The organism is Spiroplasma kunkelii CR2-3x (assembly GCF_001274875.1).
Lineage (GTDB): Bacteria > Bacillota_I > Bacilli_A > Mycoplasmatales > Mycoplasmataceae > Spiroplasma > Spiroplasma kunkelii.
Genome location: NZ_CP010899.1, coordinates 366,602 through 382,367 on the forward strand (window position 1 = coordinate 366,602; position 15,766 = coordinate 382,367).

General features: G+C 24.8%; 19 protein-coding genes and 3 pseudogenes. 20 read left to right on the forward strand and 2 right to left on the reverse strand.

Annotated features, from left to right (window positions below; translation table 4 throughout):
• Window positions 1-362: 362 nt before the first annotated feature.
• The 4 genes and pseudogenes from SKUN_RS11555 (at window position 363) to SKUN_RS01980 (ending at window position 1,511) form a co-directional block, all read left to right on the forward strand.
• Window positions 363-731: pseudogene (locus SKUN_RS11555) on the forward strand (aldo/keto reductase).
• 95 nt (window positions 732-826) lie between these two features.
• Complete coding sequence (locus SKUN_RS11210) at window positions 827-958, forward strand: hypothetical protein (RefSeq protein WP_268794860.1); 132 nt, start codon at window positions 827-829, stop codon at window positions 956-958.
• 52 nt (window positions 959-1,010) lie between these two features.
• Window positions 1,011-1,169: a hypothetical protein gene (locus SKUN_RS09095; RefSeq protein WP_158500739.1), complete on the forward strand. Its 159-nt coding sequence runs from the start codon at window positions 1,011-1,013 to the stop codon at window positions 1,167-1,169.
• A gap of 75 nt (window positions 1,170-1,244) precedes the next feature.
• Entirely contained in the window at window positions 1,245-1,511 is a 267-nt protein-coding gene (locus SKUN_RS01980) for a hypothetical protein (RefSeq protein WP_053390642.1), read from the forward strand.
• Between the two features lie 215 nt (window positions 1,512-1,726).
• On the opposite strand, the gene trpS is transcribed toward SKUN_RS01980, so the two are convergent.
• Entirely contained in the window at window positions 1,727-2,749 is a 1,023-nt protein-coding gene (gene trpS, locus SKUN_RS01985; protein WP_053390643.1) for a tryptophan--tRNA ligase, read from the reverse strand.
• A gap of 182 nt (window positions 2,750-2,931) precedes the next feature.
• Here trpS and eno point away from each other — a divergent pair, with 182 nt between their 5' ends.
• Both eno and SKUN_RS01995 read left to right on the forward strand, forming a co-directional pair.
• Complete coding sequence (gene eno / locus SKUN_RS01990) at window positions 2,932-4,308, forward strand: phosphopyruvate hydratase (protein WP_053390644.1); 1,377 nt, start codon at window positions 2,932-2,934, stop codon at window positions 4,306-4,308.
• Window positions 4,309-4,918: 610 nt separating this feature from the next.
• Window positions 4,919-5,825: pseudogene (locus tag SKUN_RS01995) on the forward strand (spiroplasma phage ORF1-like family protein); the annotation flags it as partial.
• Between the two features lie 29 nt (window positions 5,826-5,854).
• On the opposite strand, the gene SKUN_RS02000 reads toward SKUN_RS01995, so the two are convergent.
• On the reverse strand, window positions 5,855-6,286 hold the full coding sequence (locus SKUN_RS02000; RefSeq protein WP_053390645.1) for a lipoprotein: 432 nt from the start codon (window positions 6,284-6,286) through the stop codon (window positions 5,855-5,857).
• A gap of 119 nt (window positions 6,287-6,405) precedes the next feature.
• Here SKUN_RS02000 and SKUN_RS02005 point away from each other — a divergent pair.
• From SKUN_RS02005 to SKUN_RS02065, 14 genes and pseudogenes are all read left to right on the forward strand, one after another.
• Window positions 6,406-7,197, forward strand: a pseudogene (locus tag SKUN_RS02005) (transposase).
• A 476-nt stretch (window positions 7,198-7,673) separates the two neighbouring features.
• Window positions 7,674-8,261, forward strand: a complete 588-nt coding sequence (gene hpt, locus SKUN_RS02015) for a hypoxanthine phosphoribosyltransferase (protein WP_053390648.1) — start codon at window positions 7,674-7,676, stop codon at window positions 8,259-8,261.
• Between the two features lie 38 nt (window positions 8,262-8,299).
• The gene (locus SKUN_RS02020; protein ID WP_053390649.1) at window positions 8,300-8,956 is read left to right on the forward strand and encodes a hypothetical protein; all 657 of its coding nucleotides are present in this window, start codon (window positions 8,300-8,302) and stop codon (window positions 8,954-8,956) included.
• 696 nt (window positions 8,957-9,652) lie between these two features.
• Entirely contained in the window at window positions 9,653-10,024 is a 372-nt protein-coding gene (locus SKUN_RS10280; protein ID WP_235511282.1) for an SGNH/GDSL hydrolase family protein, read from the forward strand.
• 133 nt (window positions 10,025-10,157) lie between these two features.
• Window positions 10,158-10,733, forward strand: a complete 576-nt coding sequence (coaE, locus tag SKUN_RS02030; protein WP_053390650.1) for a dephospho-CoA kinase — start codon at window positions 10,158-10,160, stop codon at window positions 10,731-10,733.
• On the forward strand, window positions 10,733-11,488 hold the full coding sequence (locus SKUN_RS02035; RefSeq protein WP_053390651.1) for an RsmE family RNA methyltransferase: 756 nt from the start codon (window positions 10,733-10,735) through the stop codon (window positions 11,486-11,488). The genes coaE and SKUN_RS02035 overlap by 1 nt, the downstream gene beginning before the upstream one ends.
• Complete coding sequence (locus SKUN_RS02040) at window positions 11,466-12,035, forward strand: hypothetical protein (protein ID WP_053390652.1); 570 nt, start codon at window positions 11,466-11,468, stop codon at window positions 12,033-12,035. Before SKUN_RS02035 ends, SKUN_RS02040 begins: the two co-directional genes overlap by 23 nt.
• 649 nt (window positions 12,036-12,684) lie before the next feature.
• Window positions 12,685-12,828, forward strand: a complete 144-nt coding sequence (locus tag SKUN_RS09100; protein WP_158500740.1) for a hypothetical protein — start codon at window positions 12,685-12,687, stop codon at window positions 12,826-12,828.
• 13 nt (window positions 12,829-12,841) lie between these two features.
• Entirely contained in the window at window positions 12,842-13,015 is a 174-nt protein-coding gene (locus SKUN_RS09105; RefSeq protein WP_158500741.1) for a hypothetical protein, read from the forward strand.
• A 5-nt stretch (window positions 13,016-13,020) separates the two neighbouring features.
• Complete coding sequence (locus SKUN_RS02045) at window positions 13,021-13,266, forward strand: hypothetical protein (RefSeq protein WP_053390653.1); 246 nt, start codon at window positions 13,021-13,023, stop codon at window positions 13,264-13,266.
• Window position 13,267: 1 nt separating this feature from the next.
• Window positions 13,268-13,561, forward strand: coding sequence for a hypothetical protein (locus tag SKUN_RS02050; RefSeq protein ID WP_053390654.1), 294 nt, complete (start codon window positions 13,268-13,270; stop codon window positions 13,559-13,561).
• Between the two features lie 83 nt (window positions 13,562-13,644).
• On the forward strand, window positions 13,645-13,869 hold the full coding sequence (locus SKUN_RS02055) for a hypothetical protein (RefSeq protein WP_053390655.1): 225 nt from the start codon (window positions 13,645-13,647) through the stop codon (window positions 13,867-13,869).
• Window positions 13,870-14,196: 327 nt separating this feature from the next.
• Entirely contained in the window at window positions 14,197-14,682 is a 486-nt protein-coding gene (locus SKUN_RS02060) for a hypothetical protein (RefSeq protein WP_053390656.1), read from the forward strand.
• Between the two features lie 783 nt (window positions 14,683-15,465).
• On the forward strand, window positions 15,466-15,750 hold the full coding sequence (locus tag SKUN_RS02065) for an HU family DNA-binding protein (RefSeq protein WP_053390657.1): 285 nt from the start codon (window positions 15,466-15,468) through the stop codon (window positions 15,748-15,750).
• The last annotated feature ends 16 nt before the right edge of the window (window positions 15,751-15,766 follow it).

A 15,766-nucleotide genomic window follows, 5' to 3' on the forward strand; every position in this document is an offset into this window, starting at 1 on the left:
TTTATATTTTTTATTTATTTATTTTATGATATTTTTATATTATAAATAAATATTTTTATTATTTTTGTTATTTTCTTGTAATCTTTAAAATGTATGTGGTATACTACAGGTGTTCCAAGAAAATAAATCTTTTTAACAAGTAAGATTTTAAATGCTAATCATAAGTACGATGTGGAATTACAGGAAGTAGATAACATACTAACACGGTTAGATACGGATTATTTAGATTTATGTTTAGTTCATTGGCCCACTGCCGATTAAAATGAATGTTTTCGTGTGTTAGAGACAGTGTATAAAGCAAAAAAAATCGTGAAATTGGAGCCAGCAATTTTGAAGTTAGCCATTTACAAGAGTTAATCGTAATTAGTGAAATTAAACCAATGGTTAATCAAGTTGAACTTCATCCTGGTTTAAATAATACTGATGTTGTTAAATTTTGTCAAGCAAACAACATTATTATTGAATCATGAGCAACTTTAATGTAAGGACAATGTATGACAAATTCAACTGTTCTTAAAATTGCAGAAAAACACCAGAAAAGTCCTGGCCAAATTTGTTTAAAATTAGCAATACAACAAAATATTGTTGTTATTCCAAAATCAACCCATAATGAACGTATTATTGCTAATAGTGAACTAGATGATTTTATGTTAGATGATGAAGATATGGCAGCATTATTTGCTTTACCACAGGTAAGATTAGGAGCTGATCCAAATAATTTTAATTTTTAATCACTATTTTTTGTTATAATTTAAAAGATAGTTTATCAAAAAAAAAAAAAAATGATTCGATGAAAAAATTGCTTAGTTTTTTTGGAATAATTATAATGTTTAAAACTCCAAGTATTTTAATGATTAGTTGTATTTATCCAGAATATTATTATATTTCAACCCAAGATGCAACATTGCAGCTAGCCCGTTGGCAATTTTTTAACACATTTTATGTTACAACCCATTAATGATTAAGATGAATATTGAGTAAAAAATCAAGATGATAATACAATTTTCACAATGTTTTCAAAAGAAAGAGAATCTCATATTTTATGACCAATTATTAATTATAATTTTAATAATTTTTCAAATGTTCCAGCATTTGAGTTACCAACAACTAATGTTTTATTTAAAACATATATCGCAAGTATGCCAACCCATTTGCCAACAGCTAACTAATTATATCGTGATTTTATTTTGTTTCTGTTAATTCCTAATACAACGGAGTATACTTATACGACGGGACAAACAATAATGGAAGAATATACTTTAGATGGTAGCCATTTTCCAACAACGATTTATTATTTAACAATTAATTTAAATTCAAATGTTTTTTGAAGTTATGAAATTAATAAAGATTTACAAGAATATTTAATTAATTATATTCAGAATCATCCAAGGTTTATTTTTAAACAAAATATGACAACAGCAGAAATTGTTAAATTATGGCTAACAAATGTTTATAGTTATTCAAATAATTTTAAAATTAGTAATATTAAGACAATTGAAAATATTGATTAATTATATTGTTATTTAAAAAATAAAATTACTTTTCATTTTGATCAGTTAGATAATAATAAAATTAATTAAAATGGAAAATTTAATTTTAAAGTAACTGACCAAAATGGTAATTATATGTGAGAAATAAATGAATTAAAATACCAAATTCAAAACTAAATATAACAAAAATAGACACATAAAGTATAAAATTTATGTGTATATTTTTTATTTAAAGGCTACTTTTTTTTATAATTTAATCCAACAACATTTTTAACTTTTGTTATTTTTTTATTAGCAATTGCTCGTGCTTTTGTTGCTCCTAAATCAATTAATTCATCAATTGTTTGATCTTGCATTAATTTGTGGTATTTTTTTTGAATTGGTTCTAAAACTTCAATAATCGTATTGGCAACTTGTTCTTTTAATTGGCCATAATTGTGTTGAACAAATTCCTTAACAGCTGCTTCAATTGTTACTTTTTTTAAAACAGCATAAATTGTTAAAAGATTACTTACGCCTGGTTTTTGCTCAGGATTATAAGCAATTTTTCCTTCTGAATCAGTTACGGCGCTACGGATTTTTTTTAGAATTACTTCAGGTGCATCTAATAATCCTATAAAAGACTTAGGATCATTGGAAGACTTACTCATTTTTTTAGTTGGATTTTGTAAATCCATAATTTTACCACCAATTGGTGCAATAAAGTCGGTCGGAATTTTAAATAAATCTTGTTGATAACGATTATTCATTCGTTCGGCAATATTTCGTGTTAATTCAATGTGTTGTTTTTGGTCTTTTCCAACTGGAACTAAATCAGCATCATATAATAAAATATCCGCGACCATTAAAGTTGGGTAAGTTAATAATCCGGTTGGAATAAATTCAGTTCCATTTTCTGCTTTAATTTTTATTGATTTGTCTTTAAATTGTGTCATTCGTGACAATTCACCAATAGTTGTATTGCACAATAAAATATGTGCTAATAAGGTAACTTCTAAAACATCTGATTGAACAAAAATAATTGCTTTTTGTGGGTCCAAACCACATGCATAATATAATGCAACCATATTTTTAATGTTATTTCGTAATTCTTCTTTGCTAATTGGAATTGTAATTGCATGTAAGTTTGCCACAAAAATAATTAAATTATTATCTTTTTGTAATTCAATAAAATTTTTTATTGCCCCAATATAATTTCCTAAAGTTAATTGCCCTGTAGCAGTAATGCCTGAAACGATTGTTGGTTTTTTTTGTTCCATATGTTCTCCCTTCTTGTCCAAATTTAATAACATATTTAGTAATATCATAGCAAATATTTTAGTCTTTCCAAAAGAAAAACAATAAAAGGTAGTATTTTTTTGGAATTTCAACCGATTTTGTTTACTATTTTTTGAACAAATAATATAATAACATTATACACTTAAAAGGAGAGTAAAAAATTATGTCGAGAATTGAGAAAATTAATGCTCGTGAAGTAATTGATTCACGAGGAAATCCAACTGTTCAAGTTGAAATTTGAACAGAATTTGGCGGATATGGTTCAGCAATGGTACCATCAGGAGCTTCAACTGGAAGTCGTGAAGCATTAGAATTAAGAGATAGTGATAAAGGACGTTACCAAGGGAAAGGTGTTTTAAAAGCAGTTGGGAATGTTAATACAAAAATTGCCGAACAACTGGTTGGAATGGAAGTAACAAACCAAGTTGAAATTGATCATGCCATGATTACTTTAGATGGAACTGATTTTAAAAAGAATTTAGGTGCTAATGCACTGCTGGGAGTATCAATGGCTGTTGCAAAAGCAGCTGCTTCGGAATTAGAAATGCCATTATACAAATATTTAGGTGGTGTAAATGGGAAAAAATTACCTGTTCCAATGTTAAATATTATTAATGGAGGAGAACATGCTGATAGTGCAATTGATTTCCAAGAATTTATGATTATGCCAGTTGGAGCTGAAACTTTTAAAGAATCTTTAAGATGATCATCAGAAATTTTCCATACTTTAAAAAAAATCTTACATGATAAAGGTGACATTACTGCTGTTGGCGATGAAGGTGGTTTTGCTCCGAATTTTAATTGAGCATATAAAGATCAAACTTTAGTTTCATTTCAAACAAAAACACCAGCTGAGGTTGCCTTAGATTTAATTGTTGAAGCAATTGAAAAAGCAGGATATAAACCAGGCAAAGAAGGTGTTATGATTGCAATGGATTGTGCTTCATCAGAATTATATTTTGATGATAAAAAATATCACTTTAAGAAAATTGAAAAAGTTACTGGTAAAGAATATGCCATGACAACAGAAGAATTAATTAAATATTTAGACAAATTAGTTGATAAATACCCAATTATTTCAATTGAAGATGGTTTAGCAGAAGGTGATTGAGCTGGTTTTGAATTACAAGTAAAAACAATGGGGCATAAAATTCAAATTGTTGGTGATGACTTATTTGTTACAAATCCAAAAATTACAGCAGAAGGGATTGCTCGTAACGCTGCAAATTCTGTTTTAATTAAATTAAATCAAATTGGAACAGTTACTGAAACAATTGATACAATTCAATTAGCACAAAAAGCAGGTTGAACAACAGTTGTTTCACATCGTTCAGGAGAAACAGAAGATTCAACAATTGCTGATTTAGCAGTCGCTTTAAATACTGGTCAAATTAAAACAGGAAGTATGTCACGAAGTGATAGAATTGCAAAATATAATCGTTTATTAGCAATTGAAGAAGAGTTAGGAACAGTAGCTGAATATGATGGAATTAAAACATTTTATAATTTAAAAAAACATGTTGCTGATTTAAAAAAATAACTTTATAAAAGTTTATTTTTTTATTATGATTATATAAATATTTATGGTGATAAAAGAACGTAACAATACTAAATATTTGAAATTGGCATCGTATAATCGAAGTGCAACAAATCAATTTTGAAAGGAGTTGATTTTTTATTGAAAATAATGCTTTGTTTGCATAATTTTAATTCCTTAATTAAAAATATTAAAAAAAAATTTACTTTCCAAAACTGTAAAAACCAAAAATACAAAATGTGTGTGGTTTCTACACCAGTAGGGGAGTATGGTTTTTTGAACTTGATAAAGTCATACCTTTAGATACAGTTATCTTAGATACTGAAGAATATATGTATCGTTTATTTAATATGATAATTCAAATTTTCCGGGGCAAAATATTAAAACATCAAAAGAAATTATTCCAGAGCTTTGTTATAAAGATGATGAAATTGAATTAAATTTAAGAAAAGAACAAATGGTATTACATAACATTTATATACCTTTCATTAACTTATAAAATTTTTAATATTTAATACGAATAATTTATATATAATTGATATATGATAAAATCAATTATATATAAAACAATAAAAAGGAGTAATCTATATGAAAAAATGACTTAGCATAATAGGTGTTTCAAAATCGTAGTTCGTTTATTGAAAATGGATATATTGATAATTTACAGTATAATACTGTTTTAGTTAACTTTTTTGCGTTGAAATTGCAAAATTTTAATAATATTTTGTTGAGTAAAAATATTAACGATAAATTACAATTTGATAAATTATTAAATAGTATGTTTAAGATTTCACAGAAATTTTATACTAATTATTTACGCACGATTTTTGATTTAGAAAATAATACTTATGTGCAAGGTTATAATAAAAAATATGGTTTATTAGTAAATAATGGTTTTAAAATTTATCCACGATATTTTTATTTTTCAGATAAATATAAGAAATTAGATATTAAATTATAATTCAGCATTTAAAAATCGGTTTTATACCATTAATAATTATGGTAGTGTTTTTAATTATGATTTTTCAGTTGCTAATAATTATAATATTAGGTTAAATTCGGGTTATGTTTTTGGTGGTGATTTACAAAATAAATATGGTTTGCAATATAAAAAAATTGAAGAACAAAAAATCGGTTATAATGTTTTTGAATTGCAAGCACAAAAAGATAATGATATGTACCGATATTATGATTTTAATTTTGGTATTTATAACTGACAAGAAATTAATAACGGTGGGTTGTTCCCCGATAAACAATGATGACAAGTTCAATATATAACTCCTAAAGGTTGATGAGATTTTGGTGCTCATATTAAAAATGCGGTGATTTGGATTGTTAATACTATTCCGGGAGTTAAACAAGTTAACGAGTTAGCGAGTGGTGTTGGCAAGGTTTTTGAGATAGTATATAGTTTTTTTAGTCAAATATTTGAGGTATGAAAATTTAATCCAGCATTGTATAGTACAATAACAAATATTTTTTTATTAATTATATTTATGAAATTTGTACGATTAATATAAAAAAGGAACTGTTATTTAGTTCCTTTTTGTTATTTTCAGTCAATAATTTCACCGGTGTTTTTGTTAATGGTTGGTAATTGTGGTTCACCAACGCTATCTCAACGATAAACAGGAAAATTAATTCCATATTTTAAATGTTGTCAGTATGTATAGTGATTTTTTATAAAATTACTATCAAAATAAACTTTTTCGCAAATATATTTATCAATAATTTGAATATCAGTAATTCGAATATAAAAATATCATTTATTATTTGGTTTTGAAAACTCACTTTCTCTATTATTATTTTCAATTAATTTTCAATTACTATCTTTTGGTGGTTGTTGTTGATTATCTGGTAGTTCTGGTTTATTATTCCTTCTACCGTTTTCATTGTTATTTGGTTTTTCACAACTAATTAATGTGGTTGTGCTTGTTGCTGTTAATCCGATTACTCCTATTATGCTAAGTCATTTTTTCATATAGATTACTCCTTTTTATTGTTTTATATATAATTGATTTTATCATATATCAATTATATATAAATTATTCGTATTAAATATTAAAAATTTTATAAGTTAATGAAAGGTATATAAATGTTATGTATAGTCATTTAAGTTTTATAGATAAAATTAAATTAGAACATTTTTTTTATTAAAAATGTTTTTAAAAAAGAATGGTAAACAGAATATTTCTGCAATTGCTAAATGTTTAAATAGACATCGTAGTACTATTTTACGAGAAATTAAGAGATTTAAAACTATTAATGAATATAGTGCTTATAAGTCAGATAAAATGTATTATGAGAAAAGAAAAAAGAATAATAAAATATGTAATTTTACAGAAGAACAGATTAATTTTATGAAAATTAGACTTAATAAATATTGTGATTCTCCGAAAGAATTTATTTATCGTTATTTTTTAAAATTTGGTGTTAAATTTTCGGTTTTTGTTAAAACATTGTATAAATGAATTTGTTTAGGTTTTTATGGATTTTTAAAACAAAATTTACGATATCATGGTAAAAAATTTAAAACAAAAGGAAAAAAAGATAATCGTGGTAAATTAACTAATTTTAAGTCAATTTGAAATTTAATTGGGAAAATTAAAGGCGTAATAACTGACAGAGGAAAAGAATTTAGCAAATGACGAGAAATGGAAATCTTTGCTGAAACACAAGTGTATTTTTGTGACGCTGGTTAAACCACAACAAAAACCTTTAATTGAATATATGAATAGTGAATTAAGAAAATGATTTTCTAAGGGAACTGATTTTAGTAATGTTACTCAGAAACGATTAGATTGGGTAGTTAATGATGTAATTAATGAAAAACTTCGACCGTGTTTAAATTGAATAAGTGCAAAAGAAGTATTTTTACATAATATTAAATAAATTTATTAATAAAAAAACTTAATAAATTATTTTTAGTGTGTAAATATATTTAAAATATAAATAAAAATTAAAAATATTTTTGATTTTTTTAAATTTATGGTTGATTTTTTTAATTTTTATAATATCATTTAATTAATAAAGATTTGTTGCACTTCATTTTACACGTTTCATTATAAATGTCTTAATTACGAAAAAACTAATATTAGAAACGAACGTCCTGGCTGAAATAAATTGGATGCTATTTATTAATGCATTTTAATGTACTTTGTCGTTTTTTAGATTTAATTTATTTGAAAATTAATAAAAAAGCGGTGTACTTAATCTAACGATAGAACTGGTCTTAAATCTATATGGTTTCCACATTTTTTTAAGATTAATTATATTTTAATTAAGCATTAATTGTATTATAATATATTATAATTATATTATTAAATATATTATTAAAATAAATTATTAATATTTAGTGAGGCAGAAAAATGAAGATACACCCCCTTGTAAAAGAAATTTTAATTACTACTAAAGAAATTGATAAAAAATGTTTTGAATTAGGACAACAAATTAGTCATTATTATCTTAATGAATATCCAACAAAAGATAATACGATTTTATGCTTAGGATTATTAAAAGGATGTATTCCTTTTATGGCAAAATTAATTTCTCATTTAGTTGGTATTGAATGTGAAACGGAATATATGGTTGTTTCATCTTATTTTGGTGATATTAAGAGTAAAGATACCCCCCAAATTTTACTTGATTTACCAATCCCAATAACAAATCGCGACATTTTATTAGTCGAAGATATTATTGATAGTGGTAAAACAATTAAAATGATTAAAAACTATTTATATCTAAAAGGAGCACGTAGTGTGAAAGTTGTTACTTTATTAGTTAAAAAAGCTGCTCAGAAAGTAGATTTAGCTGCTGATTGATATGGATTTGATGTTCCACCTGCTTTTTTAATTGGCTTTGGTTTAGATTATCAAGAATGTTTACGTAATTTGCCATATATTGCGATTGCTGATCAGAAAAAATTAGCAACATGAAAATGAGACATAAAGGACTAATAGATAATTAAATGATTTAGTTATCATTGGAGGAATAAATGAAAAAAGTAACGACAAGAATGATTACAATTAATAGTATTATTATTTCAATTTTTTTATTTTTTGCTTTAGTTCCATCATTAGAATATATTACGATTGGTCCAGTTAGTTTAACCTTAATGCATATTTTATTTTTAATAGGAATGTATGCTTTATATATTACAATGAATTTAAATTTAATTTGAGCATGTTTAATTTATGGTTTTATTTTTGGTTTATCCTCATTAATTCAAACATTAATTTCACCAGGTCTAACTAGTTTTATTTTTCTTAATCCATTGTTTTCTGTTGTGCCACGGGTTTTAATGGGATTTTATGTTGGTATTTTAGCTTATTTTTTAACAAAAACTTCGGTTAAAATTGAAACAAAAATTTATACTAATCAAATTACAGAATTGACTTGATACCAACGACATTATTTAAAAATTTATAATATTATTATTGCTTTTACTGCAGCTACGTTAAATACTATTTTTGTTTTAGTTTTTATTTATTTTATTGGTCCTTTAATTTATACTGACTCAGATCAACAACGCTTTTTTCACACTTTTACTTGAATTATTTTAGCAACAAATTATTTACCAGAAATGTTGTTAGCGGTTGCTATTTTTCCACCAGTTGCATATGCATTAAAAAAACTTTATGATAATAATTAATATATTGAGTTCACTTTCAGTTTGAATTGCATTATTTAATAGAAAATTATAAAATTAAAAAAGAAAGAAGCAAAAAAACAGTAAAACAATCAACAGACCTTATTTTTATAAAAATTATTTTATTTTTGTTATTATCTCCAATTTGATATTTTTGATATCTATTATCATAACCATTAGCTTATTTTTTAATCGCTTTCGTTCATCAAATTAGTTTACATCGCAATTATAAAATAATAATAATGAATGACTAAATATTATTGTAATTATTTTGTTATTAATTTTTTGTTCATTTATTATTGCATTTTTATTTTATTCTTTAGCGCAATACTTACGAATTTATCAAACATTGCCTAATGCGTTAAGTTCTTTATTTGGTTTAACATGGATTATTTTATTTTTTCAGAAAGTTTTAAAAATTAAATCTTAATTATAATGAAGTAAGATAAAATAAATGGTATAACAGAGAGGAAGGTTTGGATGAAAAAGAAAATTTCAATTTTAAGAGATTCACTAACTTTTGGTTATTTACCGATGGGAACTGGAAAAATGGCAGATGCTGATAATTAACCACTAAAATTAGAAAATTTATTAATAAAATATTATCAAACAGGAGAAATTGAAATTCAAACTGATGCCCAACCAGGACGAACAATTATTAAGCTATTAATTGATTTTGATTTTCTCCAAGATAATGGAATGGACAATTTATCAGTTTTATATAAAAAAACACATCCAATTGATTTATTCATGATTTTTTTAGGAACAAATGATTATTTTGGTTATGATGCTTATGCAAAATTAAAAGAAATCTCAGATTATCCAATTGAAACAAAAATTGTTGATTCATTAGGGGAATTGATTAATAAAATGAAAGTATTGCATAAAGATAATAAAGAAGAAGTGAATTATCATGTTTTAGTAGTTTGCCCACCAAAAGTATTAACATTGCATGATGGTGAATTGTTGACATCCTTACCAGAAGCTTATAAAAAATATTGTGCAAAATTAAATATTCCTGTTGTTAATTTACAATTATCAGCAAATCCACATCCCGAAGATCAAAATTAATATGATGGTATTCATTATACACCAATGGAAACAATGCTTGTTGCCCAAACCATTTTTGATGTTATTGTTGCAAAAAATTTATTAAATTTAAATTAATTTTAGTAAAAAGCAATTAGAAAGGAATTAAACATAAATGATTATTGGTGTTTATGGTTATATTGGAGCAGGAAAAACAAGTACCTGTGAATACTTACAAAATAAATATCATTTTACTTATTTAAATGCGGATAAAATTGCAAAAGAAATTATGCAAGAGCCAACCGTTTTGCTTTTTTTAGAGCAAACTTTTCCGGGAATAGTTATTAATGGTGTTCTTAATCGTGAGCGTTTACGAAAAATTATTTTTACTAATCCTCTTGCTAATAATAAGTTGAATAATTATTTATGACCAAAAGTTAATCAACAAATTATTACAATTATTAATAATAATCCAAACCAAAAATTTTTAATTGAAGCAATTGGTTTAAGCACATTAGCGCTTTCTTTTACAACAAAAATATTTATTACTGCTAATAAAAAGAACATTATTACGCGAATTAATGCTCGTGATCAACAATCATCAGAACAAATAGAACAGTTATTAAAAATTCAAGCAAATTTTTTTAAACAGATAAAACCCGATTATAAAGTAACCACTAAAAAATCACTGTTAGAACTGTACCAAGAATTAGATAAGATAATGGAAGACATATTAGGAGATGAACAATAATGCACCGTTTTGTTGCCAATCAATTAGAAAATAATTACTTTATTTTAGCTGAAGATGATGTTAAACAAATTAAAAAAGTTTTGCGTTTAAGACACCAAACACAAATTATTTGCATTTATAATGGTGTACATTATTTAACGATATTAGAAGTACAAACACCACAAAAGTACTTATTTAAATTAATTAAAAAATTACAGCAAAATCATGAAAGTCCAATTAAAGTACGATTAATTGCAGGTCTAATTCGGAATGCAAAATGAGATTATTTATTACAAAAAGCAACAGAATTAGGAGTTAATGAAATCACTCCCTTTCAGTTTAGTCGTTGTGTGGTACAATTAAAAGGTGAAAATAATTTTAAAAAGATTGAACGTTGAAAAAAAATTTGTAAGGAAGCAGCAGAACAATCTTACCGTAATCAAGTACCATTAGTACATGATGTTGAAAGTGATTTAAAAGTGTTACAACAATATCAAAGTGATGTTAATCTTGTTTGCTATGAAAACGTTGCAGAAACATTATCAATAAAACAGTTTTTACAACAAGATTTTAAAACAATTACAGTTGTAATTGGCCCTGAAGGTGGATTTACTCCACATGAAATTGCGGTTTTATCTTCATATCAATATTACCCCGTTTCATTAGGACAACGAATTTTACGAGCTGAAACAGCACCAATTGCACTTTTAGCAATGATTATGTATGAAAAAGAATTAATAGGAGAAGGCAAAGATGACAAAAGTAGTATCGATTAAAGCACTAGTTAGTGTTGCAAATATAATATTATATACAGCTTTAGTACTAATTTTTCTAATTTTAGGATTACAAAAATGAGATATTGCAGCAGTAACTGGCTACAAAATTGGCTATGTTTTAATTGGTTTTGCTATTATTATTTTTATTATTTATCATTTAGTTCGTATTCATGAGTTAAAAAAGACACCATTTCAATTATTACATAAACATATTATTTTTATGAAATTTTTTTATATTGGTCAATATTTGATTTTTGTGATTAGTTTATTTTTTTTAATTTTAGCTAATACAAAAGTTTTAAATCCAGCCCAAATTTGTATTTTTTGATATGTATGATTTCCAACAGTCTTTGTTTGTACAATTGCTTGTTCAATCTTGGAATCAATTGTTCGTGTTGAGGAACAAATTTTTATTGTTAAAAAAAATTGACAAGATTCAGAACAATGAGCAAAAGAACAGGAAAAAAATAATACTGTTTTAACAAATCAGCAACAAGCAAAAAAGAGCGAAAATCCTTTCTTTGATGATGATAAAAATAATAATTAGTTTATAATTTGTAGAATAAAGGATGAAGTAGGACAAAAAAACCGACCCTTATTGGGTTGGTTTTTTTATTTAAAAACAACCATAAAAAGGAGATGAAAAAAAATATGTCTAAAAATACTTTTATTAAATGTAGTAAATGTGGAACACCAAAGCAGTTTCATACAGTTAACCATCGTGAAAAAACAGAATGATTTGAAGATTTTTATTACACTGAATATTAAAATTTTGTTTTTTTAAAACCTTAAATTTTATAAAACAACTTTAAAAATTAAATATATTGGCTCTACAAGTGTTTAATTTAAAATTACATATTTTTTAGGGAAGGTTCCCCAACAAGGCATTTCCGCCGGCATGAAACCATTAGAGCTGTTAACTTGTTTTTTTGCGATTTTGTAAATTAATGACTTTGATTAAGATAGACGCGTAGTGGTGCATTCATAACTATTAATTGCAAGGACAAAAATAAAATCGTGTGCGTAGAGGTTAAATAACTTTTAAGAACTGGGTAAGGATTTCTTAATTAATCTACTAGTGGGGACTTGATGAGGAGGTACTTAATACTACAAGTAACTACAAAATGTAGAACATTGTAGTACTTTGTAGTTAATTGTAAAAAGGAGAATTTAAAAATGACTATGAAAAAGAAACTTTGTTTAAAAAAAGATATTGGGGTTATTGCTTTACATGTAATAAAGAAAATGAAGAAGAAATTGAAAATAGATTGATTAAATACACACTTGGACAAGATGAAATTACCCACGAACATTGAGCATTAAATACTAAAAAGAATTAGGAGGAATTAAATTATGGAAAAAAGATACTTATTAGTAATGAAATATGAAAATGAAGTTATAACTAAATCATTTTATACATTAAAAGAGGCAAAAATAACTGATAAAGTTGAAAATCAACAAGAATGATTAACAACTATTATTGATTTAGAAGATGAAAATATTGAATGACAAGGAGAAGAAGAATAAATAATATGAAAGAAATTAGAAATTTACAATTATCAGCATTTCAAAAACAAGTTATTAATAAATTAGATGATGAATACTGCTATGAAATTTATACTTATGCATATGATGAAACAATTAAAATTTTTAATAAAAAAATGGAATTAATAATCACAATAAATAAAAGGGATGACTCTGTATCAGAAAATAATCGCCTAGAAGATTATAAAAAAAGAATTAAATTATTAGAACTTATATTAAAGGAAGAAAAATAATATGAGTAAAAATAATATTATAAGATTTAGTATTGATGAATTTTATGAAAAATATCAAACCAAAGAAGATGAAAATTATTCTAAATATGATTTTACCGCAGGTCATTATTATGTTGAAAATGATTGATCATTAAATTTTAAAGAATTACATCTTGATAAATATAATATTGATGAATTTAAACAGTTAATTGAAGATTATGATAATAATCGTAAAAATTGAGAAAAAACCGAAATTTGTAAAGATTGTGAAAGAAGAAAAAGAAATCAAGAATCTTGTAAAGAAGGGAATGAATAATATGTATAAAGATGAAAATGGAAATATTTATACTGAAGAAGTTTTATTTAATGAAGCATTAGAAGAATGTCATTCAGAAGAGAGTGCTTATATATAGTCCACGAAAATTTATTATATTTAAAGGTGGAAAGTTTAAATGAGATGCAATAAATTCTTGTCCTAAAATACATGAAATTAATTTTAATGCAAATACGAGTGATTTTAATGAAATTATTGGTGCATATGCTTTTGCAAAAGATAAAAATGGAAATTATCAAGGTTGGAAATTATCAAGGTATTTTATTAAAAAACAGATATTGAACGATTAAAAAATAGTAGTCCGAGTGGAAATAGTGAATATTCACCTTGAAATAAATGATCAAAAGAAATGTTGGAAGCAAAATTATATCGTAAATTAGCATTAGAGATAGGGCTTGATATATCTGATATTGATTTAAATGAAAAATAAATTAAAGAAGATGGTAATTTTGAATATATTTCATTTAAAGATATTGATGTCGCCAAAAATAAGGGGCAAATTAGCGATAAACCCTTATCAAATAATATAAAATAATTTACCTTATATTATCCAGAAATAGCTGATAATGTAGTTAAAGAAGATGATATCTCAAATGTAAAACCAGTAGTTAATAATAATGATAATGTATATGCATGATAAAATGGGGATTGATCCATCAGGAACTGGTACTACTGGTATTGTTGTTTACAAAGATAATAAACTTATTATAAAAGAATTGTATGATAATAAAGATTGAAAATGTCATGCTAATTATATTATTGAAATTATTTGAGAATATTTATATCAAAATGAAATTATAAATATTGAAAATTGTTTATATACAAATAATAATGGTTCAAAAGACCGCGATGATTTATTAAGATTATTAGGTGTTGTTGAAAAACAATTTTGATATAATATTAATTGAGTATCTCCACGCCACACTAAATCTGTTGTTAAAAATATAGAAAACTTAAGTAAATATAATGATAGTTGTAAATGAAAATATGAAAAATATACTAATTTAACTTATAATAATATGGTAAAGGTTGAAAATATAATAATGAGAAAAATATCTCATCATTTACGAGATGCAATTATTATTGCTAATTATGAAAAATAATTTAGGAAAATTAATACTTGGTAATCCATTGGAAATATTAAAAAAAATACCCGATAAAAGTATTGATTTAATAATTAATTTAATATTAACTGTTCCTCCTTACTTTTACCCTGATGTAAATAACAAATGCAATTGGATTTATCATATGGTCAATAACTATTGTAATTCATCCTATCGCGCTGCATGGTAAAGGTTGTGTTGGCAGTAATAAACAATTGTAAATAATAAAAAGTAATTGTAATATAACAAGCTGCTGCTAGTGCAACTGGGTATGATTGAATTTTATTTTTATTTTCTTGATGATGACGAATTCCACTAATTATTAAGAATCAGAATAAGATTCCTAGGTTTGATAAGTATGTAAAAGTTGTAAAAAAAATCTAATGTATATATGGTGTAATCGGCATTATAATGGTTAATAATATCATTTTGATTTAAAATTCCATTAATGAACGCTCATCCTAAAATAGCAAGTCCTAAAATAGCAAGGCCAACTATTGCAAAAAATAGTTTATAAATTTGCTTTCAAGCTAATTTTATTTTTAAAATTATTGATAACTATTTCTCCTTGTTTTTTATTTTTTTGTAGTAATTTAATATCCTGCATTACTACTATAATATTGTAGCAATATTGTAGCATTGATTATTTTAAAAAATACTTTATCAAAGCAGAAAACTTTATTAAAATAATGTTTTTGTTTAAAAATGTATACATTTTTATAAAAATTCGGTAAGATAATATAAACCTAAATTTATACAAGGTTTATTAGAAGAGGTGTAATTATGTCAAAAAAAGAACTAGCAGAGCAAATTGCCGAAAAATTTACTGATGTGTTATCAAAAACACATGCAAAAGAAATTACAAATTTTGTTTTTGATAATATTAAAAATGCTTTAGTTGCCGGAAAAAAAGTTTCAATTTCAGGATTTGGGAAATTTTATGTAATTGAAAAACCAGAAAGAGATAGAAGAAATCCAACAACAGGAGAAAAAATTAGAATCTCAGCTTCTAAATCAGCTAAATTTAAAGCAGGTAAACAATTAATAACTAATTTAAACAATAATTAACAATTAGGAAAGATTT